The sequence below is a fragment of the Polynucleobacter sp. AP-Reno-20A-A9 genome (genome assembly GCF_018882085.1).
Taxonomy (GTDB): domain Bacteria; phylum Pseudomonadota; class Gammaproteobacteria; order Burkholderiales; family Burkholderiaceae; genus Polynucleobacter.
On the sequence record NZ_JACVPB010000011.1, the window covers coordinates 14,417 to 37,715 of the forward strand.

Annotated in this window: 20 protein-coding genes; 5 read left to right on the forward strand and 15 right to left on the reverse strand. The window is 45.5% G+C overall.

Translation table 11 applies throughout. The features are described from left to right. Nucleotides 1–5 precede the first annotated feature (5 nt). Nucleotides 6–1,466 carry a sensor domain-containing diguanylate cyclase gene (locus tag ICN39_RS09295; RefSeq protein ID WP_216233759.1) on the forward strand — a complete coding sequence of 487 codons (1,461 nt, stop codon included), beginning with the start codon at nucleotides 6–8 and terminating at the stop codon, nucleotides 1,464–1,466. Nucleotides 1,467–1,513: 47 nt separating this feature from the next. On the opposite strand, the gene ICN39_RS09300 is transcribed toward ICN39_RS09295, so the two are convergent. The 5 genes from ICN39_RS09300 to ICN39_RS09320 all read right to left on the reverse strand — a co-directional run bounded on the left by ICN39_RS09300 (nucleotide 1,514) and on the right by ICN39_RS09320 (nucleotide 5,670). Then, nucleotides 1,514–3,022, reverse strand: coding sequence for an RNB domain-containing ribonuclease (locus ICN39_RS09300; RefSeq protein WP_255532430.1), 1,509 nt, complete (start codon nucleotides 3,020–3,022; stop codon nucleotides 1,514–1,516). Nucleotides 3,023–3,095: 73 nt separating this feature from the next. After that, nucleotides 3,096–4,460, reverse strand: coding sequence for an HD domain-containing phosphohydrolase (locus ICN39_RS09305; RefSeq protein WP_216233760.1), 1,365 nt, complete (start codon nucleotides 4,458–4,460; stop codon nucleotides 3,096–3,098). Between the two features lie 290 nt (nucleotides 4,461–4,750). Then, nucleotides 4,751–4,993 (reverse strand): hypothetical protein, encoded by a 243-nt coding sequence (locus tag ICN39_RS09310; protein ID WP_216233761.1) that lies wholly within the window; start codon nucleotides 4,991–4,993, stop codon nucleotides 4,751–4,753. A 27-nt stretch (nucleotides 4,994–5,020) separates the two neighbouring features. Next, nucleotides 5,021–5,290 (reverse strand): DUF1488 family protein, encoded by a 270-nt coding sequence (locus ICN39_RS09315; protein WP_216233762.1) that lies wholly within the window; start codon nucleotides 5,288–5,290, stop codon nucleotides 5,021–5,023. Further along, complete coding sequence (locus tag ICN39_RS09320; protein ID WP_216233763.1) at nucleotides 5,287–5,670, reverse strand: translational machinery protein; 384 nt, start codon at nucleotides 5,668–5,670, stop codon at nucleotides 5,287–5,289. Before ICN39_RS09320 ends, ICN39_RS09315 begins: the two co-directional genes overlap by 4 nt. Before the next feature lie 162 nt (nucleotides 5,671–5,832). Here ICN39_RS09320 and ICN39_RS09325 point away from each other — a divergent pair, with 162 nt between their 5' ends. Then, nucleotides 5,833–7,473: an FMN-binding glutamate synthase family protein gene (locus ICN39_RS09325; RefSeq protein WP_216233764.1), complete on the forward strand. Its 1,641-nt coding sequence runs from the start codon at nucleotides 5,833–5,835 to the stop codon at nucleotides 7,471–7,473. Between the two features lie 26 nt (nucleotides 7,474–7,499). Here ICN39_RS09325 and ICN39_RS09330 read toward each other — a convergent pair whose 3' ends face one another. The 8 genes from ICN39_RS09330 to ICN39_RS09365 all read right to left on the reverse strand — a co-directional run bounded on the left by ICN39_RS09330 (nucleotide 7,500) and on the right by ICN39_RS09365 (nucleotide 12,609). Then, nucleotides 7,500–8,336 (reverse strand): GGDEF domain-containing protein, encoded by an 837-nt coding sequence (locus ICN39_RS09330; RefSeq protein ID WP_216233765.1) that lies wholly within the window; start codon nucleotides 8,334–8,336, stop codon nucleotides 7,500–7,502. Next, on the reverse strand, nucleotides 8,336–8,653 hold the full coding sequence (locus ICN39_RS09335) for a hypothetical protein (RefSeq protein ID WP_216233766.1): 318 nt from the start codon (nucleotides 8,651–8,653) through the stop codon (nucleotides 8,336–8,338). The genes ICN39_RS09330 and ICN39_RS09335 overlap by 1 nt, the downstream gene beginning before the upstream one ends. A gap of 97 nt (nucleotides 8,654–8,750) precedes the next feature. After that, entirely contained in the window at nucleotides 8,751–9,647 is an 897-nt protein-coding gene (locus tag ICN39_RS09340) for a pseudouridine synthase (protein ID WP_216233767.1), read from the reverse strand. Between the two features lie 91 nt (nucleotides 9,648–9,738). Then, the gene (locus tag ICN39_RS09345; RefSeq protein ID WP_216233768.1) at nucleotides 9,739–9,954 is read right to left on the reverse strand and encodes a hypothetical protein; all 216 of its coding nucleotides are present in this window, start codon (nucleotides 9,952–9,954) and stop codon (nucleotides 9,739–9,741) included. Nucleotides 9,955–9,966: 12 nt separating this feature from the next. Next, the gene (locus ICN39_RS09350) at nucleotides 9,967–11,184 is read right to left on the reverse strand and encodes a polyhydroxyalkanoate depolymerase (RefSeq protein WP_216233769.1); all 1,218 of its coding nucleotides are present in this window, start codon (nucleotides 11,182–11,184) and stop codon (nucleotides 9,967–9,969) included. Continuing rightward, the gene (locus ICN39_RS09355) at nucleotides 11,181–11,519 is read right to left on the reverse strand and encodes a hypothetical protein (RefSeq protein ID WP_216233770.1); all 339 of its coding nucleotides are present in this window, start codon (nucleotides 11,517–11,519) and stop codon (nucleotides 11,181–11,183) included. The genes ICN39_RS09350 and ICN39_RS09355 overlap by 4 nt, the downstream gene beginning before the upstream one ends. Continuing rightward, nucleotides 11,510–11,947 (reverse strand): cupin domain-containing protein, encoded by a 438-nt coding sequence (locus tag ICN39_RS09360; RefSeq protein WP_216861032.1) that lies wholly within the window; start codon nucleotides 11,945–11,947, stop codon nucleotides 11,510–11,512. The genes ICN39_RS09355 and ICN39_RS09360 overlap by 10 nt, the downstream gene beginning before the upstream one ends. A 2-nt stretch (nucleotides 11,948–11,949) precedes the next feature. Beyond that, nucleotides 11,950–12,609, reverse strand: a complete 660-nt coding sequence (locus tag ICN39_RS09365) for a glutathione S-transferase family protein (RefSeq protein ID WP_216233771.1) — start codon at nucleotides 12,607–12,609, stop codon at nucleotides 11,950–11,952. 173 nt (nucleotides 12,610–12,782) lie between these two features. Between ICN39_RS09365 and ICN39_RS09370 the strand changes: the two genes are divergently transcribed. Genes ICN39_RS09370 through ICN39_RS09380 form a run of 3 tightly spaced genes read left to right on the forward strand, consistent with a single transcriptional unit; the run spans nucleotide 12,783 to nucleotide 19,730 of the window. Continuing rightward, nucleotides 12,783–16,175 carry a DUF2126 domain-containing protein gene (locus ICN39_RS09370; protein WP_216233772.1) on the forward strand — a complete coding sequence of 1,131 codons (3,393 nt, stop codon included), beginning with the start codon at nucleotides 12,783–12,785 and terminating at the stop codon, nucleotides 16,173–16,175. A gap of 59 nt (nucleotides 16,176–16,234) precedes the next feature. Continuing rightward, nucleotides 16,235–18,799 (forward strand): circularly permuted type 2 ATP-grasp protein, encoded by a 2,565-nt coding sequence (locus ICN39_RS09375; protein ID WP_216233793.1) that lies wholly within the window; start codon nucleotides 16,235–16,237, stop codon nucleotides 18,797–18,799. Next, the gene (locus ICN39_RS09380; protein WP_255532431.1) at nucleotides 18,777–19,730 is read left to right on the forward strand and encodes a transglutaminase family protein; all 954 of its coding nucleotides are present in this window, start codon (nucleotides 18,777–18,779) and stop codon (nucleotides 19,728–19,730) included. The genes ICN39_RS09375 and ICN39_RS09380 overlap by 23 nt, the downstream gene beginning before the upstream one ends. A gap of 80 nt (nucleotides 19,731–19,810) precedes the next feature. On the opposite strand, the gene ICN39_RS09385 is transcribed toward ICN39_RS09380, so the two are convergent. Beyond that, a complete protein-coding gene (locus tag ICN39_RS09385; RefSeq protein ID WP_216233795.1) occupies nucleotides 19,811–20,797 on the reverse strand; it encodes a tripartite tricarboxylate transporter substrate-binding protein in 987 nt (328 codons plus the stop codon). 94 nt (nucleotides 20,798–20,891) lie between these two features. Then, nucleotides 20,892–23,243 (reverse strand): Tex family protein, encoded by a 2,352-nt coding sequence (locus ICN39_RS09390; RefSeq protein WP_216233773.1) that lies wholly within the window; start codon nucleotides 23,241–23,243, stop codon nucleotides 20,892–20,894. Nucleotides 23,244–23,299 lie beyond the last annotated feature (56 nt).

Below are 23,299 nucleotides of genomic sequence, written 5' to 3' on the forward strand. Positions count from 1 at the left end.
CCCGAATGGAAATTCGCAAAAAATTCATAGGTAAGTTGTTGTTTGTCTACCTAGTGTCAACAGCGATGGTTTTGATGGGCTCTGGAGTTCTTTTGAATGACCAGTGGAATGATTCCATAGAAAATGCAGGCGTCATTGCCCAAAAAGATCTGGATATTGCCTCTGGCACAACCAGAAATATTCTTTTAAATGCCTCTAAATTGCTGGATATCACTAACCGAGATCTACACCAACTCATTGCAACCAATAAATATGAAGCAAAGGCCATTCAAAAGGCAATCTCCGGCGCTGCCTCCATTTTCAGTCTCGATAACGAAGTAAAAAATTATGGAATTTTGGCAGTAACCAATAAAGACGGACTCCTTATTGCCCGATCAGATGACGCTCCAATATCTGGCATTAATTTTAGCGACAGGTACTACTTTCAAACACTAAAGAATCATCCTGAAAAGTCCTTTGTAATTGGCCCCCTATTACTCGCGCGAACAACTCAAAAACGCGTCTTCCATTTGGCGGTACCTATCAGAGATACTCATGGGCAATTTAATGGTGCTCTGGTACTCCAAATCAGCGAAGACTCCGTTGTGAGATCCATTCGACAAATCACCAAAAACCCTGATGAAGTAATTACCGCTCTTACAGAAAATAACGAGATTATTTTTTCCACTCTAACCAATGAAATTCATCCAAACTCAAATATCGCCTTAAATTCTGCCGATGCATTTCAGGGTCTAAAGATCAACTCTGATGACTCTTGGGTGAGAAATAACAACACCATCGTTGCCAACCTGAATTCCCCAGAATTACAGATTAAATTCATTTCCACAGAATCCATAGCGGAATTATTTGCTGATTTCTTAAATTCAAATGCAAAAGTATTTTTTCTAGCTGGAATTAGTTACACTATCTTTACCTACTTAATGTGGTTTATTTATCGACAATTCATTCAGGCCGAAAATGCCAGAATCCTCTCATCAACCGATCAGCTAACCCAACTACCCAATCGCCGAGCATTTGATGAACGATATGAACTCTTTTTAAAAGACTCCATCCGCAGTCGTTCCGACATTAGCATTCTATTCATTGATATTGATAAATTTAAAAACTGCAATGATGACTATGGCCATGAGAATGGAGATATAGTTCTCAAGCGTCTAGCAGAGATTCTTCAATCGTGCATGCGTAGGCCATTTGATTTTTGCTGTCGCTGGGGCGGGGAAGAGCTTGTTGCGCTGCTACCCGATACCAACGAAGCAGGCGCCTCCAATGTCGCACAACAAATTTTAGATACCGTCAGAACTACACCCATAGAAATAAACGGCCATCCGCCCATCCACATTACCGTCAGCATCGGCATTGCCTGTGCACACCAGCACCAACCATTACCAGAAAATAATCTGGTTGATAGAGCTGACCAAGCGATGTATAGGGCTAAACAAGCGGGACGAGATCGCTACTCTCTATAAGACCCTGGCACTCTCATAAAGCAATATTGAATTGACAGCACAATCTACTAATGCTCCCCTGATACCGCTGCAAAATCAATAAATCCACGCTCAACATGGGTTGAAGTTAGTTTTACGCGCAGTAAATGACCAACGGGGTATTCCTCAAAATCGCCGATTAAGCGTCCCTCTACCGGTGGGTCAAAAATTCGGACCCATGTTCCCTTTTCATTTATCCCGGAAATGATTCCATTAAAGTACTGGCCAATCCTGGAGCGAAGTAATAGCGCAGCTTCTGATTTACGTAACTGTCGCTCCACCTTTTTTGATGAGTCTTCTTGTAGCGTGCAATGTAGCGCAAGCGACTTTAATTCTTCATGAGAATACGGCGGTGGTTCCCCGGCCAGTACAGCCTTGATTAACCTCATGGTGATGAGGTCTGGATAACGGCGATTGGGTGCGGTTGAATGCATGTAGTCGCTCACTGCAAGCCCAAAGTGCCCGATGGGGTGATTTGAGGGTTTCTCAACAATGTATTCTCCGGAGCCCATTAACTTCACAATTAATAGCGAAAGATCTGGGAATCGGATCGGATCCTCTTGATGTTGTTTTGCTAAAAACACTTCGAGCGCTTGAGCATCTGGCTCATTTGGCAATATGTAGCTATGCTCGAGAGCCACTTTGACAATGCGTAACCACCGCTCAGGAGATCTCACTACTCTGCGCATTGAATAAATCCCAGCATGAGCAAGAAACCTCGAAGTGCAACCATTAGTGGCAATCATAAATTCTTCGATTAATTGCCGGGCACGATTATGGGGCTGCTGTTTAATTTCTGAGATCTCGTTATTAACGAAGCTAGCCCTGGGTTGAAAAATATCAAACTCTAAAGAGCCATTCTCATGACGTGCAACCCTTAACTTTTGAGCCAAACCATCCTGAATTCGCAGCTGTAAATCGAGTCCTGGAATGCTCCTAGCTGCAGCAGGAAGCTCGCTACGACCATCAAACCAGTCAGATATAGCGTCATAGGCAAGCTGAGCATGATTGCGTACCAGGGCTCTATAAATGGAGGATGACTTGAGGAGGCCATCCCCTGAAAAATGCATCTCACAAACCATGGCGAGGCGATCCTCGTCGGGATTCAGGGAGCTCAGATTGGTGGATAACTTCAATGGGAGCATCGGAAAAATACGTGCAGAGGTGTATACCGACCTCGTGTTAATAAAGGCATGCATATCAATTGCACTACCCTTCTTAACCAGCGCATCCACATCGGCGATAGCAACCAATAAACAGTAGTTATCACCATCCGCTTTTCGAGTGACTGTCAGCTGATCTAAATCCCTGGAGTCGTCATTATCAATAGAGCACCAAGGAAGATCACGCAGATCACGAATAGAGGGATCTCCCTCTTGAGCAGGGTTATTGATTGTTTTTAACTGTTCATGCACCGCAGGAGAAAATTCGGGCTCCAATCCCCTCACAATCATGACGCCTACCGATATCCTTGAAAGCTCTTCCTTGTGATTGCTGTTAGCTCTAGTACGGTAAACATAGTTTTTTGTATTACTCAAAATATTCAAAAGCCTTTATTAGTAGAAATCCGGGCAGGGAAAAGCTCTAACCACTTGAACGCGAATGGATGCCTTAAGTATCGGCATTCTCAACAATCAAACTCTCCTTACCCTCAAACAACCTCACTGCGGCAGCAACCACCTCAGAATCTAACTGCTTACCGGATTCGCTTTTAATGAGATCTAAGGCAAAAGGTAATCCACGAGCAGCCCTATAAGGACGGTGAGTCGATAGCGCCTCCAACATATCAGCCACCGCCAACACTCTTGCCTCAGGCAGGATATCCTCACCCTTCAACCCCAATGGATAGCCTGAGCCATCCATTCGCTCATGATGCTGGCGCACCATATCCGCTATTGCCCAAGGAAATTCAATATCCTTTAGCAGTCCATACCCATGTTCAGGATGAAGTTGCACTAACTTTTCTTCAAACTCAGATAGTGATGAAGGCTTTGTTAGGATTTCAGAAGGAATCCCTATCTTGCCAATATCATGCACTAATCCAGCCATACGTAATCCAGTGATTCGATAATCATCCCAACCTAACTCTTTTGCAATAGCGCAAGCAATCTCTGCAACCCTAGCTTGATGGCCTGCTGTATAAGGATCCCTTAATTCCATTGCCTTGGACATTGTGGTCACGGTCCCGGCCAGTGCCTTATTTAACTTTACAGCCTCATTGGCGAGATTTTGCTCATAGTTTTTACGGGCGGTAATATCCCTCACCGTTGCCTGCAGAACCTGTTTTCCTTCACGCTCAAAAACAACCAGTAAAACCTCTGCTGGAAAGGGGGTGCCATCAAGCTTTGAATGTGTCCACTCAAAAATTGCGCTGCCATTCCTAAATGCCTCTGCAATTCGATCTCCAGCAGAAGTGATCGAATCAATGCCATTTGGCTGTAAGGGCGGAGAAAACTCAGAGGGATGCCGCCCGATAAAATCACTACGGTCTTTACAGCCAAATATAGATAAAGCTGCGGGATTGCAATCAAAGTAACCCTTTTCATCGAGCAACATAATAGCGTCCGGTGAAGAGTCAAAAAGAACCTTGAACTGAGAGGCAATTTTTGCCAGCTTTTTTTCCGAAGCTAATTTATCCGTGATGTCGCTAATAATATGAAGTGAATAAACGGGTTCGCCTAGGTTATTGCGAATGGCATATCCTCTAGATATATACCCCCTACCATCCACGAAAAACTCATCCGCATTCGATGCGTGCTTACCATCAACAATACTGGCATTGCAATCGGTCAATGGGCCATCGCCCTTAGGAAAAACCTCCCAATAGGGCCTTCCTAGGCCCTCAGACTCAGAAATACCAGCCTTACGATAGTAAGCTGCATTGGCAAGCATCAATCTAAATTGGGAGTCGTGGAAGAAGGCTGGATCTTCCATTTCTTCAAATGCCTGCTGGAAACTATTGGAATCTATTGTCATATCGCAGTATCAGAAAGCGTCAAAACATACATTCCAATATTACCCCTGCTATGTACAAAAAAGAAGGTTTTTATTGCAAAGGCATTATGAAGAAGATGAAGCTGACCACGATCTCGAAATATCCTCAAGAGGCACCGAATACCAATCATGAGATCAATGGCTAAGCATGCGCATAGGGGCCTTTCCAGCCCTATAGATCGAAAGTCGCACTCTTGATATGACGTTAAAAAGGGTGACGAATCACCCTTTTAACAATCCGTAGATTTTATAACCTACTTACTAGATACTTCTTATAACTTAGCCTGCAACTCTCTTGCTAACTGCAAAGCGCCCTCGTACCCAGAACGCAAATGACTTGGCAAGTTTGGATCTCCAACCATAGAGCCCAGTGTTTCAATGAGACTGTAGATGATTCCTTTGGCGGCACCTTCAGCAATCGCCTTATTGGCCACCGCCTCATCGATATGCTCTACCGCTTCTAAGAAGTAGTCATGCCCCGGTAATCCGTTTGAATCTAATGGCTCTCTTATCATTTACTCCCCTTTCATCGCTTACTGGTTTTATTGCTCAAGCTTGAGATCGCTGCTGTTAATCAGCAGCTTTCCACTGTGCGCCAATCCTTTAAGCAATTTTCTTTCTGCCGCAGATAACAGTAAAAGCTGATGCTTTGTAAAATGCTCTAAAGCATTGCCAAATACAGCATCAGGATCAACATCCTCTAGCGCTTCATAGGTAAAACAGCACTCAACCTCTTTGCCGTCTACTTTAGCTAAATAAACCACGCCGTCATCCACAGACAAGCTAGCAGGTCCGATAAATTCAATCTTCATAGAATTTGATCAATCTTATAAAAGAACTTACGTGCATAGGCAAGAATTTCTTTATCAGTAGGATGGTCAACCGTTTCTACGCCAACAATTTTTTCGGCAATACTGGCATCATGTTTATGCGCATGCTTGATAAGCTCTAATTTTGCAGATCCAGGTCCCAGAATTAAAATTTCTTTAGATTCATTCACGGCATTAATGACTGAATGCAGATATTTGGAATCCAAAGCAACTTTACCGCTACCGACTTCATTGGCCTTGTGATGCAGATGGGTATGGGTGCTTTTGCTGCGAATCACCTCTGCTTCGCTAGCCTCTTCGCTCAAAAACATGACGTGAGCTTCTTTGTGGTCAATCCAAATTACCGCGTGATTTAGTGACATATTCTTCCTATCTTTAGTATTAACTACACTTTAAGAATACTCCTGCAAAGCCTAAGAATCATCGGAAACCCCCTGATGAAGTGCTATTTGACTTGATTTAAGTCAAATTGTTTGCATAAGTAATAAATTCGTATACTCAGACCACCCTCATTTAAGCTCATTATGACCATGTCCCCCAATAAATACCTGCCTATTCGCTACATCCCTTTTGGAATTTGCATTGCGGGTGCTATCGTTAGTTTTGCTTCTTTACAACTGCACCCACAGGCTTGGAATATGTTCCTGGTATTTGGCTTCTTGTCATTTGTGGGTATGTATGACGTCTCTCAAACCAAAATAGCCATTCTGCGCAACTACCCAGTGATTGGCCATTTGCGTTTCATGCTTGAATTTATTCGCCCTGAAATACGCCAGTACTTTATCGAAGGCGACAATGATGAAACCCCTTTTTCAAAGGAGCAGCGCACGTTAGTCTATTCACGCGCTAAGGCTGTTCCCGATCAAATTCCATTTGGCACTACTCTGGATGTCATGGCTCCTGGCTACCAATGGATTAATCAATCATTAGCCCCCACCCGTCTACCTAGCCATGATTTCCGGGTTGAGATTGGCGGGATGGATTGCAAACAGAAATATTCAGCCAGTATTTTCAATATTTCGGCCATGAGCTTCGGGTCTCTCAGTGCTAACGCCATACTAGCTTTGAATCTTGGTGCCAAGAAGGGTGGCTTTGCTCATGACACCGGTGAAGGCTCCATCTCTCAATACCATCGCGTACATGGTGGTGATCTCATCTGGGAGATTGGCTCTGGCTACTTTGGTTGTCGCAATACCGATGGTAGCTTTAATGAGAAAAAGTATGAAGAGAATGCTTTAGATCCTCAAGTGAAGATGATCGAGATCAAATTGAGCCAAGGGGCTAAGCCTGGTCATGGCGGCATCCTACCTGGCTCCAAGGTAACTGCTGAGATAGCTGCAGCGCGTGGCGTCAAAGAAGGTGAAGCCTGCATCTCCCCTGCTTCGCACAGCGCCTTCTCTACACCGCTTGAACTCATTCACTTTGTGCAGAAGTTACGTGATCTATCGGGTGGTAAGCCAGTTGGCTTTAAGTTCTGCGTTGGTCATCCTTGGGAATGGTTTGGCATTGTCAAAGCCATGCTGGAGACTGGTATTCATCCAGACTTCATCGTAGTTGATGGCTCTGAAGGTGGAACTGGCGCATCCCCAGTAGAATTTTCGAATCACGTAGGCACACCGCTGCAAGAAGGCCTTCGTCTTGTTCATAACACCCTAGTGGGTGTAAATCTACGAGACCAAATTAAGATCGGCTGCGCCGGAAAAATCATTAGCGCTTTTGATATGGCTGTTGCTTTTGCCTTAGGGGCCGATTGGTGCAATAGTGCACGTGGCTTTATGTTCTCGATTGGCTGTATTCAGGCTCAGGTTTGCAATACCGGCAATTGTCCCACCGGTGTAACCACTCAGAATCCATTGCGCCAGAAAGCCTTGGTGGTCCCCAATAAAGCTGAGCGTGTATACAACTTCCACAATGAAACACTCAAGACCTTAAAGGAGCTCGTCGAGGCAGCCGGCTTAAATCACCCCGGTGAAATTGACGCCCCTCATATCATTCGACGCATTAGTAAGCATGAAGTGCGCCTTCTGTCCTTCTTGCTTCCGGAGATGCCTGCTGGCCTATTACTCAAGGCGGAACACATAGATCCAAGCCTAAATCTGCCCAGAGTATTTGAGCTGTATTGGCACCGCTCCCAAGCCCAAAGCTTTTCTGCTTTGAAGGCGTAAATCTAAACCCCTTCAATAGAAGAGCCTTATTGAGTGTTCTTGCCTTCAGTTTTATGGCGATACATCTCTAGATCTACTTCATGCAAAATTTCTGAGACAGTTCTTGGTGCCTCGCTGTATGTTGCCATACCAATACTTAAGGTAGCCGGGTACCCAGAGTCATTCATCGCTCGATTGACTGTTTGAACAATGTCGCTGCACATCTGATTCATTTGCTGCTCATTTACCTTGGATGCAACAATCAAAAACTCATCGCCACCCAACCGGAAAAAAATAGTATTTTCGGAAGAAAACGTCATCAGGGTATGCGCAATTTTTGTCAGAACCTGATCGCCTACCAAATGCCCATGAATATCATTAATTTTTTTAAAGTCATTTACATCAATCAGCGCAACAGAAAATACCTCCCGGTCCTCTGCTAGCTTTGCAATCGCTTGCTCAATCATGATGCGAGCCCATCGCCTATTCCATAAACCCGTTAACGAATCAGTATTCGCTAGGAGATTCACACGAAGTTGGCTCCGACGCAGAGATCGGGCGAGCCATACTATTAGCAGGGTTGAAAGAAAACGAATTGAGATATTGAATACTTCTATCTTCGTAAAGTAGAGGGGGAAATAACCATCCCTAAAGAGAAAATAGTTTTCAAATAAGGTGGAGATAATCAGAGCGGCGATAACCACCTTCATTGACTTTGCGTTTAATGTGATGATTGCCGCGGGAAATAAGTAAAACAAGACAAATCGGTAGTCATCAGGCGATACGATATCGAGCAATAAAATCGCAAGCAATAAACCAAATCCAAGCAGCACTGCTATTTTTGGTTTTATTCCAAATAGGCTATCGATACTGTTCACTTGCATCACTCCCTATCAACCCAAATCAGAGAATTTGCAGCAATAGGCGTTAAGCGATAAACGTAGGTCGCCTGCGGCCTCACCATAAATCCATTGAGGTCATACAAAAACGACCTCTTGCGCGCCACTAATTTATGTTTTACGAGCTTACTAAAGTCACGACTTAATTGCGGGCAGCGCGGATATTCATTGGAGCAGTAAAAGACTTTTGCTCCAGTTGCTTTTGCATATTCCACAATCAGATCGGGGCTGCATTCCTCCAAACCCGTTGATTGGTGCCTCAAGCGATTCAATAGCCAACGGTAGCGGGGTTTGGACGTCATAGCAAAAATACTAGCTTAAGAGCTAATGTCGTACTATCTTTTGTGCCTATTTTTAGTGCAAAGTAGGCTCTAGGCCTTGAAATCAAGGGGCGTAGAACTAAAGCACTAAGTTTTGAGGGCTACTAAAGACTCTCTTTGAGCCATCAATAGGGTCAATAAAGGCAATTTCTTTTGCGAGCAACTGTAATGGCTTTGAAAAATCTAAGTCATATTCTTGATAAGGCGTAAGAATTGGATAGATCTGATCATGCTTTATGGGGATGCTGATAGCGTTAAGATGGCAACGCAGTTGATGCTTTTTGCCGCTACCTGGTGTTAATCGGTATTTAGCCCATGGCTTTTTTGTTTCCATGAGCTCAATTAAGGTATCCGAGTTTGGAGCCCCTTCAACTTCTTTCATCTGCAAGAAATGTTCCGATTCCTGAATTCGACTTTGATAAGTCATTGGAAGTTGCTTCTCCAATTCTTCAGAGTATCGTGCTATCGCTTCATACACTTTTGTGACCGCCCTATCTCTAAATAAATTTTGGTATTGAGCTCTCTCACTTGGGTTAACTGAAAAAATGACTAGCCCTGCTGTATCACGATCAATTCGATGAATGGGACTGAGCGTTTGTATCCCTGTTTTTTTCTTGAGTCGGTTTAGCAGTGTTTGATGCAGATATAGTCCGCTAGGCGTCACTGGCAAAAAATGGGGTTTATCTGCGACCAGGATGTGCTCATCTTGATAGATGATGTGCTCTTCAAATGGAATTTCTGGCTCACGAGCAAGCCGCCTGAAGTACAACAAGTGCATATTGGGCATATACGCATCACTTGCCCTAAGAGCATGGCCCTCTTGGTCGAGAACAAGACCTTCATTAAAGCGATCGATCCACTCTACTTCGGTAATATGCGGAAACTGGGCAATAAAGAATGCCAGTAAATTCAGATGAGTCTGATCAGCAGGCAAATAAACCCGCGATGCTGATACTCCTTCTGAATTGACTTTCATAAAGCTCCATAAACTACTGCCTAGAGCTTGCTATTTTAAATGACTCCCTGAAGTATTGATTACGCAGCTAATGACGTCTCTGAATCGCTTTCTAAGCTGCAATCAATATGTCACCTAACTCCATCTTCTCCCACCAGATAAAGGGTAAAAGATAGACTGGCTCACCAGCATCCTGAAGAATTTCCAGTGCCCCATCATTGGTCTTGTTAGCCTCGTACTTTCCAGGATTCAGAGGCATGCAGCCATTATCGGTGCCATCATTACGACGCATTCTGGCAATGATATTTCGAGTGATATAGACGACCATATTTCCCCCTGATTAAAGTGCTGACTGAATGTGGTTACGGACAACTGGATAAATCTGACTTTCCCAGCGCTTGCCATTAAACACCCCGTAATGGCCAACGCCTGCCTGCAGATGATGTGACTTCCTGTATCCAGGTAGGCCAGAACAGAGATCTTGCGCTGCTAAAGTTTGTCCAATACCACAGATATCATCTCGCTCACCTTCAACTGTAAGTAGGAATGTTTTCTTAATCAGTTTTGGGTTCACTAGCCTGCCTTGGTATGTCAAAGCTCCATTGGCTAGATCGCGATCCATAAATACTTTTTTAATGGTTTCTAAATAGAAGGGTCCTGACAAATCCATGATTGCAAAATACTCTTCATAAAAATCATGAATCACATCTGCTTTCTCATCTTCACCATTCACGCGATACTCATACAGCTTTCTGAAGGACTCGGCATGGCGATCGGGATTCATGCTCATAAATGCCATGAGTTGTAAAAAGCCCGGATAGACTTTGCGCCCAGTGCCATTAAACTGGCTCGGGATGATGCCAATGAGCTTCTCTTCAAACCAGGACATGGGTTTGCTAGTGGCTAACTCATTTACCTTAGTGGGGCTTTGGCTTACATCAATCGGCCCAGCCATTAAGGTCAAACTTGCAGGGGCATAAGGACTCTTATCTTCTGACATGATGGCTGTAGCCGCTAAGCAAGCCACGGTTGGCTGACATACCGCCATCAAGTGAGTTTGTGGTCCGATAAATTGCAAGAAGCTAATGATGTGCTCAACATAAGCATCAAAGTCAAAGTCACCACAACTTAATGGAATGTCGCGAATGTTTAACCAATCCGTCACGTAAACCTCATGATCGGTTAGCAGTGTTTTGATGGTTCCTGTCAGTAGCGTAGCAAAATGTCCTGACATTGGAGCCACCAAGAGGATTTTGGGCTGACCTGAAATATTGTCCTTTGAGAAGCGAATCAAGTTGCAAAAATGGGTTGAGTAAATCAGCTCCTCGACCACTTGTTGCTCTACCCCAAATGAATCAATGATGGATTGAATTTTAAAATCAGGTCTTGAATGCGTAAATCCAAGCAAAGAAATTTGCTCATAGTGCGCAGCCAATCGTTGCATAGGGTTTAGAGAGTAATTTCCAAACCAATTAGTAGAGACGCGCTCTGACGCTTTTGCAAACATCCGGACCGGATTATGTAAATTAGCAAAGGTCTGATATGCCTTGTACATCATCTATGGGCACCGCTTTCTATGTGACGCAATGCTCGTTCTGTGGTTTTGAGGACTGGATCATTTACCCGACTCAATGACACATCATTTGCGATGGTGGCTGCGGTTTGTGCTGAACGAGCTGCAACGATTGATAAATTTATAAAACCGGCAACATTAAAAGTTTTGAGAAGGTCGGGTGGCTCTTCATCGCCTGAAGCAACTTCCCCAGCCTCTATTTTTTGATAAAGCTCGCGATAGTAACTTTTCATACTATCGACTTCTTCAGCAATAGTCATAATCCGCTGAAATAAGACAGCGAAGTCTGATGCTAGCGGATTATTTTTGACTACTTCCATAGAGTTACCCCTGGGACCTCGGCTGGAGCCACAGAAACGGGAATGGTTCCAAAGTCCGCAGGACCCACTATCTCGAGATACTCCATATCAGGTGAATAGTCGAAGAGGAAATGGGTGATACCCGGCATTTGATGAACGACATCACCCGCTTCAACCAGGGTGACCTTATCTTCATACATAAACTTGGCCCACCCTTTAGTCATGATGACAATTTGAAACTCTGCTACGTGATAGTGCCAGCCAGTACCATTCTCTGGGGGCTTATTAGCCTTAACAAGATGGGCGATAACCTTACCCTTAGTCGCCTTGGCAACTCCTAAGTCTTTATAGAGGAAGAAATCTCTCAGGCCGCCTGGCAAAAACTGAGTATCGGCTGGTTTTACATGGGAAAACTCAGTATCACTTTTAAATTTCACTGATGCGTTCATTTTTAAAACTCCACTTCAAGTTCTTCAATGTCATCGGGTTCTTCGAGGGCGCCCATCACCCATTCCTTCATCTCCGGCATCGCCATGATGTGCTCGCAATAACTCTTGCTCGCCTTGTCTAGCTCGACGTCATACGTTAGGAATCTTGTGACCACTGGCGCAAACATGGCGTCAGCTAATGTGGGCTCCTTGCCAAATAAGAAAGACCCACCATATGTTGTTAAGCAGTCTTGCCAGATAACCAAAATACGATTGATATCGATTTGCGCTTTTGACCAAACCTTGAATGACTCAAACTTCGCCTTGACATTCATGGGCAAAGAAGCGCGCAAGGCAGAGAAGCCGGAATGCATCTCACCGCAGATAGAACGGCAATGCGCTCTTGCTACAGGATCTTTGGGTAGTAGATGCGCTTTAGGATTTAATTCATTTAGGTACTCACCAATAGCCATGGTGTCCCATACCTTGCAGCCATCATGGTCCAATCGGGGAACCAGAATGGATGGTGACAGAAGTAAAAGTTCGGCGCGGTTATCTACATCATCCGGGTGAACCTGCACTTCCTGAAAAGGTAGGCCAGATAACCTCAGCATCAGCCAACCGCGCAATGACCATGAAGAGTAATTTTTGCTACTAATCGTCAAAGTAGTTTGCTTAGACATAAGAGCTTTCAAATGAGGTACAACTACAACTTATTCCTGCTGAAATGGATGTGGCTCGCTAAATGCCCCGTTTTTGACGGGCTCTACCCAAATCTGGGCATTCCTTACTTTTACGCACCCATCTTGTGCGCCGCAACAATGCACCCTTGTGGTGAACTTATAGACTTTGATGCATGTCTATACATGCCGCCCTACACCACGTCACCGAATATATATATGATCGCCCTGTAAAGCTGGGGCCGCAGGTTATACGCCTTCGACCGGCACCCCATTGCCGTAGCCATATTCTGTCCTACTCTCTAAAGATTGAGCCTGAAGGTCACTTCATTAACTGGCAACAAGATCCTTTTTCAAACTATCAAGCGCGTTTGGTTTTTCCAGAACCAACAACACGCTTTAAAGTAACGGTCGATCTTGTTACAGAAATGGCCGTATACAACCCATTTGATTTCTTTCTAGAACCAGATGCTGAAGACTACCCCTTTACATACAGTCAAGATCTCAAGAAAGAGTTACGCCCTTACTTAGGTAAAAAGCGCAATGATGGCATCAATAAATACTTTAAAACAGTTGATCGCAGTAAGATGCGCACCATCGATTTTTTGGTTGCTATAAATCAAAAAGTTCACAAAGATATTAGCTACACCATTCGAATGGAGCCTGGAGTGCAAACTCCAGAAGAGACATTAAAACTTCGTAGCGGCTCCTGTCGTGATTCTGCTTGGTTAATGGTGAACCTTTTGCGTCTATGCGGACTCGCATCACGCTTTGTTTCAGGCTATCTCATTCAACTCAAGCCAGATGTGAAGGCGCTTGATGGACCGAGTGGAACCGAAGTGGACTTCACAGATTTACATGCCTGGTGTGAGGTGTATTTACCAGGTGCGGGATGGATTGGTTTAGACCCTACTTCTGGCCTATTCGCTGGCGAAGGTCATATTCCCGTTGCCTGCACACCTGAACCTTCAGGTGCGGCACCTATTGAAGGCGGTGTTGACGAATGTGATGTGCAATTTGCTCATTCCATGGAAGTCACTCGCATTTATGAAGCGCCCCGAGTAACGAAACCATATACCGAAGAACAGTGGCAGGCGATTGTCGAACTGGGCCATCAAGTTGACAAAGAATTAATTGCGGGCGACGTTAGATTAACCATGGGTGGTGAGCCTACTTTTGTATCGGTTAACGGTCGCGATGAACGCGAATGGAATGTAGATGCATTAGGACCAACTAAGCGAGGTTACGCAACCGATTTAGTTGAAAAACTTCGTAAGGAATATGGTGATGGTGGCTTCCTTCATTTTGGTCAAGGCAAATGGTATCCAGGAGAGCAGCTTCCTCGCTGGGCTTTGTCTATCTACTGGAGGGCTGATGGACAACCTATTTGGAAGAATTCCAAACTCTTCGCAGATGAACGCCACCCTACCAACTACACCAGCAAAGATGCTGAGAAATTTGTCTACACACTCTCCAAAAAATTAGGATTAGAAGATAAGTTTATAGAGCCTGCATATGAGGATGTTTTTTATTACCTCTGGCGAGAGTCCAAGCTACCAGTCAACGTTGATCCTTTTAAATCAAACTTAGATGATGAGATGGAGCGCACTCGCTTAAAGCGGGTCTTCACCCAGAAATTAGATTCCGTGGTGGGCTACGTTCTTCCTATCGAAGCGAATGAAGGAAAAAACTATCTTGATACTTCTTGGAAGACGGGTCCTTGGGAATATCGTGATGATCGCCTCTATCTACTGCCAGGTGACTCGCCAATGGGCTATCGACTCCCCTTGGAATCACTACCCTGGGTCAGTAAAGCAGAATACCCTTATCTGATTGAGCAAGATCCATTTGCCCCTAGACAGCCATTAAGCAGTCGAGCATCAATTGTTCACCAACAACAACCGACTCGTAAAGAATTTACAGGGTCCGGCAAAACGATTTGGAGTCAGTCAGAGCTTAGAAGTCCTGAGCGACAAGAATCTGCTGCATGGGTTACCAGAACAGCCATGTGCGTTGAGGCGCGTGATCCGATGCGCTCAAATGGATCTAAGGCTGAGAATGAACATGGCGGTAAGTCGGGTGTGTTGTATGTCTTTATGCCACCGCTCGCTCGTCTTGCAGACTATCTCAATTTACTGGAGGCAGTAGAAGCTACCGCGGAAGAGCTCCAGTTTCAAATCGTCCTAGAGGGATATACCCCGCCACGTGATCCCCGCCTAAAGCTATTGCAAGTAACGCCAGATCCAGGTGTTATTGAAGTCAATATTCATCCGGCACATAACTGGGATGAGTTAGTTGAGCATACTGAATTCTTATATCAAGCTGCTTTTGAATCCAGACTTTCCGCTGAAAAGTTTATGGCTGATGGCCGCCATACCGGAACGGGTGGAGGTAACCACTTTGTGATGGGTGGCGCTACACCGATTGATAGCCCATTTTTAAGGAGGCCCGAACTTCTGGCGAGCCTGATTTTGTATTGGCATAACCACCCGAGTTTGAGCTACCTATTTAGCGGTATGTTTATTGGCCCAACCAGCCAAGCGCCTCGTGTTGATGAAGCACGCAATGACCAAATCTATGAATTAGAAATTGCACTGAAAGAAATTCGGGAGAATCGCAAGAAGTTTGGTCAAAGTATGCCGCCATGGTTGGTTGACAGAACCTTACGTAACATATTGATTGATGTCACCGGCAATACGCATCGCAGCGAATTCTGTATCGATAAGATGTATTCACCAGATAGCCAAACGGGTCGCTTAGGCTTATTAGAACTTCGCGCTTTTGAAATGCCTCCACATGCCCAAATGAGCATTGTTCAGCAATTACTTATTCGCGCCTTGATTGCCCGCTTCTGGGATAATCCTTATGACGCGCCAATGACGCGCTGGGGAACAGAACTTCATGATCGCTGTCTCTTACCGACATTTATCAAGATGGATTTTGATGATGTTATTGAAGAGATGCAAAAGCATGGTTATGCCTTTAAGCCTGAATGGTTTGCGCCTCACCTCGAATTCCGCTTCCCGCTCATCGGACAAGTGCAGGTCATGGGTACGGAACTTACTTTGCGTAATGCGCTTGAGCCATGGCATGTGATGGGAGAGGAAAGTGCTGCTGGTGGAACTGCCCGCTATGTGGACTCCTCTTTAGAGCGTGTTGAATTAAGAGTTACCGGCTTAAACCAAAGCCGCTACACCATTACCTGTAATGGCGAACCTTTGCCACTGCAACCTACAGGCGTTGCCGGGGAATATATTGCGGGCGTTAGGTATAAGGCCTGGAATCCTCCATCAAGCCTACACCCGAGTATTGGCATTCATGTTCCATTGATATTTGACATGGTTGATACCTGGATGAAACGCTCAGTTGGTGGCTGTCAGTACCATGTCGCCCACCCTGGTGGCCGAAACTATGACAACTTCCCCATCAATGCTTATGAGGCCGAGAGTCGCCGTCTTTCCCGCTTCTTCCGCATGGGTCACACCCCAGGAACTATTGAGGGAGTTCAGGCCAATATTGACCTCCCAGCTAGCAGGGAATTTCCATTTACGCTAGATATGCGGCGATGAGACAATAGTTTGTGGATAACCCTCAGACCCAATCCTTGAAAGACACCAGCAACCCCTCTATGGTAGAGGAGATCAACCGTCTATCCCCCACTCCCAAAGTGGGGCACTTTGATGAGTTGCGCGGGGAATCAGATTTTCTACTACCCCAATGGGAAACTTTTTTTGAATCCCTTGGCCCCTCTGGTTTAAGCGATCTAGATCAGCGGACCCAAGAGCTCAATAGACAGATTCGGGATAACGGAATTACCTATAACGTCTATGCCGATGAGTTTGGTCCGCAGCGCCCTTGGTCAGTAGACTTATTTCCTCTCATCATTAGCCCTGATTCTTGGCAAAAAATTCAGTCCGGGGTTTTGCAGCGAGCACGCTTACTTGAAGCGATTATGGCGGATGTGTATGGGCCGCAAAATTTGTTGAAGGAAGGATGGATTCCTCCGGCATTAATTCATGGGCATCCTGGTTACTTGCGCTCTATGCATGGCATCAATCTGAATAAGAGAAAACATCTTCACATCATGGCTTTCGATTTAGCGAGAGCGCCTGATGGATCATGGTCAGTGCTATCTCAACGCACCCAAGCGCCTTCTGGCCTTGGATATCTTCTAGAAAATCGCAATCTCATTGCAAGGCAATTTCCCAAAGCATATGAGCTCATGCAGATTGCCCCATTAGCCAATGCCTATAGAGACTTAATCGATTCATTAAAACTTGAAAGCCCAGCAGGCGCTAATGCCCATATTGCCCTGCTTACTCCCGGGCCTTATAACGAGACCTATTTTGAGCATGCCTATCTTGCTCGTTATCTCGGTCTAACGCTGGTTGAGGGTGGCGACTTAACGGTACGCGACCAACATTTGTTTTTGAAAACAGTTCGCGGTTTAGAGCCTGTCCATATTTTGCTGAAGCGTTTGGATGATGAGTTTTTAGATCCATTAGAACTGCGCTCTGATTCCACACTAGGTGTCCCCGGTCTATTACAAGTGATACGCGCTGGTAATGTTGTATTGGCAAACGCTCCTGGCTCGGCCTTCCTAGAATCACCCGCACTACTGGGATTTTTACCGGCGATTAGCGAGCGACTTTTAAATGAAAAAGTTCAGCTTCCTGCAATGGATACCTGGTGGTGCGGTGAACGCGCTGCACTAGAGGCTGCCATTCCGAATTTAGGGCATAGCGCGATTAAGCCAACCTTTCCGAATGGCACAGGCCATCAAAGTTACGAATCTACCTTAGGCTGCGACCTGAATCAGGCTCAGTTAGACGAATGGGTTGGACGCATTACTAGGCGGCCCGATGAGCACACCGTGCAAACCTACATTCCATTAGCACAAATGCCAACCTGGTTAAATGCATTTAATCTCAATGATGCCTCTTTGATTGAGCCTCACTCTTATATGTTGCGAGTCTTTGCCTTAAGTGATGGTCCTAATAGCTGGCAAGTATTACCCGGGGGACTTGCCCGTATCGCCAGCACCGATTCAGGTATTGCTTCTATGCAACGGGGCGGTAGTAGTGCGGATGTATGGGTTCAAAGCCCGCAGGCCCCTCAAGGTCAAGGACAACAACTACAGCTTCCGATTCAAACGCCCGAAAAAGTGATGCGCAAGCGCTTAGTTACTAGTCGCGCAGCCGAGAATCTCTATTGGTTTGGGCGCTATACCGAGCGCAGTGAAAATATTCTGCGCTTGGCTAAGCTCTACCTTGAAAATATTAATAGCGAATACACCCCATCCCGCTCATTATGGTCCTGGCTAGAAAACCTATGTCATTACTATGGACTTGTGCCCGAAGGTGTTCCAAGCAACTTTGATCAGAGTGCTATGCGTCACCGAATTTTTGAGCGCACATTAATTAACTCTCTAGATGCGAGCGATAGCGTCACCAGCGTGGGCTATAACCTTAACGCCATGAAGCGCACAGCCTCTAATGTGAGAGAACGGCTCTCACCAGAGCAGTGGAGCACCATCAATCATTGCATTGAGCAATTCCAGGCAGATTGCCATAAAGCTAGCACCTTTAATAATTTTTCTGCTTCGCTCGCGATCGACGCATTAAATGGTGCGAGTAGCTGCTTAGCCGCGATTACCGGTGCTCAAACCGACCGCATGACACGTGATGATGGCTGGCAATTACTTTCGATTGGAAGACATATTGAGAGACTTGCCTTTCTTACAAACGCCTTAGATTCGGCCATTGCTTCTGGTTTACTAAATAATCCAAATGCAGATAGTTCCGGCTATACCACCCTACTGAATTTATTTGACAGTACGATTACCTTTCATGCACAGCATCAACAAAGTCGAGAGATAGCCCCTTTAATTAGCTTGCTGGTGATGGATGATGAAAACCCACGCTCTCTCGCCTGGGTTAGTAAAGCGCTCCGCGCCAGACTATCTAAACTTGCGGGCACCGAGCGAAATAGCCCAGATGAACTGACCCGCAGCGTCATCAATCTACTAGATTACGACTTATATACCCTATCGACTGCTGATGGGTTTGGCAACCTCTCCAACCTGAGTAATTGCCTGAGTAATTGCTCACAATCGGCCTGGAATGTTTCTGATGAAATTAGCGCAAGGTATTTCAATCTGATTCACTCTAATGAATACAGCATCCAAATGTAATGCGCCAATTATGTTGCTAGAAATTACCCACGATACACATTACTCCTACGACCCCAACGTCGAGATTGCTCAGCACCTTGCCCACCTCAAACCGGCAGATCTGGAGACACAACGAGTACTAAAATCCGAAGTCCAGGTGAGTCCTCGGCCGTCTTGGAGCGAAGATAATATAGATAGCTATGGAAATATTTGCACCTTCTTTTCTTTACAGAATAGGCACGGTGAATTGCTCATTACAGCAAAGTCGCTGATTGAAACAACTAGCGCTGAATATGGTCCAAAGCCGCAGGAAACGGCAGCCTGGGAGCAGGTCCGCGAATACTTTCGCTATCACTCCAATACCCAATGGGATGCTGCCTCAGAATTCTTATTCACATCTCCATTTATTACCTTAAGGCCAGAGTTCGCCGAATTTGCTCGGGCAAATTTCACGGCTAGTAGACCCATCCTGGATGCTGCCATTGATTTAATGAAACGCATCTATAGTGAATTCCATTACGTTAGTAAAAGTACTGATATCAACACCCCTGCACTAGAGGCGCTGAATAAGCGAGAGGGAGTATGTCAGGACTTTGCACATATTTTGATTACATCACTCCGCAGTATCGGCATTCCAGCAAAATATATGAGCGGCTATATTCTGACCAATCCTGCACCCGGTCAAGCAAGGCTGATTGGTGGAGATGCTTCACATGCTTGGGTATCAGTTTATGTTCCCAGCATTGATGAAAACGGCGCTCTAGGTAAGGGCATTTGGTGTGATCTAGACCCAACTAATAACCGTTGGGGGTATGGAACTCCTGGGGAAGATTATGTTCACTTGTCTCAAGGAAGGGATTACTCAGATGTCTCCCCTATTCGTGGCGTGATTCATGGTGGAGCAGACCATACGCTAGAGGTAGCGGTAACGGTGATGCCCATTAACTCTTAAAACCCCTCCCCTCCATTCCGTTCTCAATAAAAAACCGCCCGAAGGCGGTTTTATTATTTAAAGAGTGTGCCACTCACATCTTAGTCTGCGTAAATACCTGCAGCCTTAATGATTGGTGTCCACAAATCGATCTGTGCCTTCAGATGCTTTTTCAAGCCCTCTGGAGTGGCATTCGCTTGAGATGGAATCTCAACACCCAACTCAGCCATGTGTTGCTTGTAAAGCGGATCCTGAATAGCGCCTTGCAATGCTTTGGCCAACTTATCCATCTCTGCTTTTGGGGTGCCTTTAGGCGCATAAACACCATGCCATACCTTCACTTCAAAGTTCTTCAAGCCCTGCTCATTAAGAGTCGGAATCTTTTCAAAGGCTTTAATGCGTTGCATTGTGGTTGTGCCATAAGGCTTCACTGCGTTAGTTGCCAACTGACCTGAAAGGTTGGTTGTCTGATCACACATCAATTGCACTTGGCCACCGATTAAATCGGTCAATGCAGGCGCAGTACCTTTGTAAGGAACAGTAGTTAGATCCAACTGAATACGACTCATAAAGAGCAAACCGCACAAGTGGCTAGCTGAACCTACGCCCGCATTAGCGTAAGCAATCTTACCTACGTTTGCTTTCATGTACGGGAGAAGTTCCTGGTAGTTCTTTGGGGGTAAATCTTTATTGCCAACCAAAATCATCGGAACGTCGGCAACCTGACCAACGTATTCGTAATCAGTCATTGGATCAAAGCCCAAGTTCTTATACAAAGCTGGAGCTGTAGACATGCCAATATGGTGAATCAGTAATGTGTAACCATCATTCTTGGAATTAATGACACGCTTAGCTGCAATCGTGCCGCCGGCACCAGGACTGTTATCCACAATTACTTGGCCTTTGAGTTGCTTGCCCATTGCTAAAGCTAGCTCACGAGCCACTTTATCGGTTGGACCGCCAGCCGAGAATGGCACTACTAAAGTAATCGGACGATCGCCAGGAAAATCAGCCGCTTTTGCAGCAGAAATACTTACGCCTAGTGCACACAGCGAAATCGCTGCAATACGGAAAATTGATTGGGAAATTTTCACGATAATCCTTGTCTTTCGTGGTTAAACATACAAAGTAATAGTTTAGAGAATTTGACGCCCCAGCGGGGAGAAATTCTCTAAAAAATAATTATTTCTTAAGCTTGCCAAAAGCGGCCGCCATTGCATTGTTGATTGGGGGTGCAGAGCGCCTTTCTTCTGGTGGCTTTCTGCTTTCCGGCGCTCTAGGACGATTAGGGGCTCTTTGCTCAGGCTTAGCTCCTTCTCTTGGGGCCTCATCCGTCAAGCGCATCGTTAGTGCGATACGTTTGCGCTTTTCATCCACCTCCAGCACCTTAACCTTAACTACCTGCCCTGCCTTCACTACGCTATGGGGATCTTTTACGAAGGTGTTGGATAAAGCGGAGATATGTACCAGACCATCTTGATGGACACCAATATCCACAAATGCGCCAAAGGCGGCAACGTTAGTAACAACGCCCTCAAGAATCATGTCAGGCTTCAGGTCGCTAATTTTTTCAACGCCGTCTTTAAAGGTGGCAGTTGTAAATTCTGGGCGTGGATCACGGCCCGGCTTTTCTAACTCTTTAATGATGTCAGTAACGGTAGGCACACCAAACTGACCATCCGCATACTTTTCCGGCGAAAGTGACTTCAGCAAGCCGGCATCACCAATCACTTCTTTTACGCCCTTCTTAATATCCCTCAGAATCTTTTCTACCAAAGGATAGGATTCAGGATGCACTGCAGAGGCATCTAATGGATCATCGCCATTCATAATGCGCAAGAAGCCAGCAGCCTGTTCATATGTTTTATCGCCGAGACGCGGAACGCTCTTGAGATCAGCTCTCGATTTAAATGCGCCCTTGCTATCGCGATAGGCCACTATGCCTTCAGCCACAGTGGTGCTTAAACCTGAAACCCTTGCTAGTAATGGGGCTGAAGCCGTGTTCACATCAACACCGACAGCATTCACACAATCTTCCACAACTGCGACTAATGATTTAGCCAACTGGGTTTGCATCACATCATGCTGATACTGGCCTACGCCAATCGATTTAGGATCAATCTTGACCAACTCAGCCAAGGGATCCTGTAAGCGACGAGCAATCGATACTGCGCCGCGAAGCGAAACATCCATACCCGGTAATTCTTTTGATGCGTATTCTGATGCCGAGTAAACCGATGCACCGGCTTCTGAGACAACAATCTTAGTGAGCTTAAGTTCTGGCTTAGCTTTAATGAGTTCTTGAGCCAATTTATCAGTCTCGCGAGATGCGGTGCCGTTACCAATTGAGATCAAAGTGGCATTATGCTTTTCAGCTAACTTGGCTAAGGTATGCAATGAACCTGCCCAATCATTTTTTGGCTGGTGGGGATAAATGACCTCGGTATCAACCACTTTGCCTGTAGCATCAACTACCGCAACCTTCACACCAGTGCGCATTCCGGGATCAAGGCCAATGGTTACTCTTGGGCCAGCAGGCGCTGCTAGTAGCAGGTCTTTGAGGTTACGGGCAAATACATTAATCGCCTCAGTTTCTGAGCGCTCACGCAGCGCTGTCATGAGTTCAGACTCTAAATGGAGTGAGCACTTGATACGCCAAGTCCAGCGTACGGTATCGGCTAGCCATGCATCAGCCGGGCGACCATCATTCTTGATCTTGAAATGATTGGCAATCCGGTTTTCACAAGGATTGTGTGCTGAATCCCATTTGGGCTTTTCTTCTTCGGTATCTAGGCGCAGATTGACCATCAACATCTGTTCGCGACGACCTCTGAATAAAGCCAAGGCACGATGTGATGGAATTGCTTTAATTGGCTCGGAGTAATCAAAGTAATCAGCGAACTTCTCACCCTCCTGCTCTTTACCAGTGATCACCTTGGATTCGACAACTCCATGATCCTGCAAATACTCCCTGAGAGACTGAACTAATGCAGCATCTTCCGCAAAGCGTTCCATCAAAATTTGGCGAGCACCTTCAAGGGCGGTCTTGGTATCTGGGACTCCAGGATTATCAACACCATCAACCTGAAACGCTTCCTTGAGATATTTAGCGGCCTCTGTTTCTGGATCAAGCTTGGGATTATTAAGCAGGTCATTTGCCAATGGTTCCAAGCCAGCCTCTAAAGCGATTTGCGCTTTGGTTCTTCTCTTAGGCTTATATGGCAGATAGAGATCTTCTAATCGAGTCTTGTCCTCTGCCAGCATGATGGATTTCAGTAACTCTGGCGTCATCTTGCCCTGCTCTTCAATAGAAGCAACGATTGTCTTACGACGATCCTCTAGCTCACGAAGATAACTAAGGCGCTCTTCTAACAATCGTAACTGCGTATCGTCCAAGCCGCCGGTAGCTTCTTTACGATAACGGGCAATGAATGGCACGGTAGCACCCTCATCCATTAATGCAATTGCAGCAGCTACTTGAGCAGGTTTAGCGGAAAGTTCTTGGGCAAGGCGTTGTTCAATCGATGGCAGCATGTATATCTAGTTTTATTTATTTAACTAATAAATGATTAATTTATAGTTTTGATTTC

Coding starts and splice junctions, on each gene's coding strand:
- ICN39_RS09295 (WP_216233759.1), top strand. CDS start 6: ATGGAAATTCGCAAAAAATTCATAGGTAAGTTGTTGTTTGTCTACCTA.
- ICN39_RS09305 (WP_216233760.1), bottom strand. CDS start 4,460: ATGACAATAGATTCCAATAGTTTCCAGCAGGCATTTGAAGAAATGGAA.
- ICN39_RS09310 (WP_216233761.1), bottom strand. CDS start 4,993: ATGATAAGAGAGCCATTAGATTCAAACGGATTACCGGGGCATGACTAC.
- ICN39_RS09315 (WP_216233762.1), bottom strand. CDS start 5,290: ATGAAGATTGAATTTATCGGACCTGCTAGCTTGTCTGTGGATGACGGC.
- ICN39_RS09320 (WP_216233763.1), bottom strand. CDS start 5,670: ATGTCACTAAATCACGCGGTAATTTGGATTGACCACAAAGAAGCTCAC.
- ICN39_RS09325 (WP_216233764.1), top strand. CDS start 5,833: ATGACCATGTCCCCCAATAAATACCTGCCTATTCGCTACATCCCTTTT.
- ICN39_RS09330 (WP_216233765.1), bottom strand. CDS start 8,336: ATGCAAGTGAACAGTATCGATAGCCTATTTGGAATAAAACCAAAAATA.
- ICN39_RS09335 (WP_216233766.1), bottom strand. CDS start 8,653: ATGACGTCCAAACCCCGCTACCGTTGGCTATTGAATCGCTTGAGGCAC.
- ICN39_RS09340 (WP_216233767.1), bottom strand. CDS start 9,647: ATGAAAGTCAATTCAGAAGGAGTATCAGCATCGCGGGTTTATTTGCCT.
- ICN39_RS09345 (WP_216233768.1), bottom strand. CDS start 9,954: ATGGTCGTCTATATCACTCGAAATATCATTGCCAGAATGCGTCGTAAT.
- ICN39_RS09350 (WP_216233769.1), bottom strand. CDS start 11,184: ATGATGTACAAGGCATATCAGACCTTTGCTAATTTACATAATCCGGTC.
- ICN39_RS09355 (WP_216233770.1), bottom strand. CDS start 11,519: ATGGAAGTAGTCAAAAATAATCCGCTAGCATCAGACTTCGCTGTCTTA.
- ICN39_RS09360 (WP_216861032.1), bottom strand. CDS start 11,947: ATGAACGCATCAGTGAAATTTAAAAGTGATACTGAGTTTTCCCATGTA.
- ICN39_RS09365 (WP_216233771.1), bottom strand. CDS start 12,609: ATGTCTAAGCAAACTACTTTGACGATTAGTAGCAAAAATTACTCTTCA.
- ICN39_RS09370 (WP_216233772.1), top strand. CDS start 12,783: ATGTCTATACATGCCGCCCTACACCACGTCACCGAATATATATATGAT.
- ICN39_RS09375 (WP_216233793.1), top strand. CDS start 16,235: ATGGTAGAGGAGATCAACCGTCTATCCCCCACTCCCAAAGTGGGGCAC.
- ICN39_RS09380 (WP_255532431.1), top strand. CDS start 18,777: ATGAATACAGCATCCAAATGTAATGCGCCAATTATGTTGCTAGAAATT.
- ICN39_RS09390 (WP_216233773.1), bottom strand. CDS start 23,243: ATGCTGCCATCGATTGAACAACGCCTTGCCCAAGAACTTTCCGCTAAA.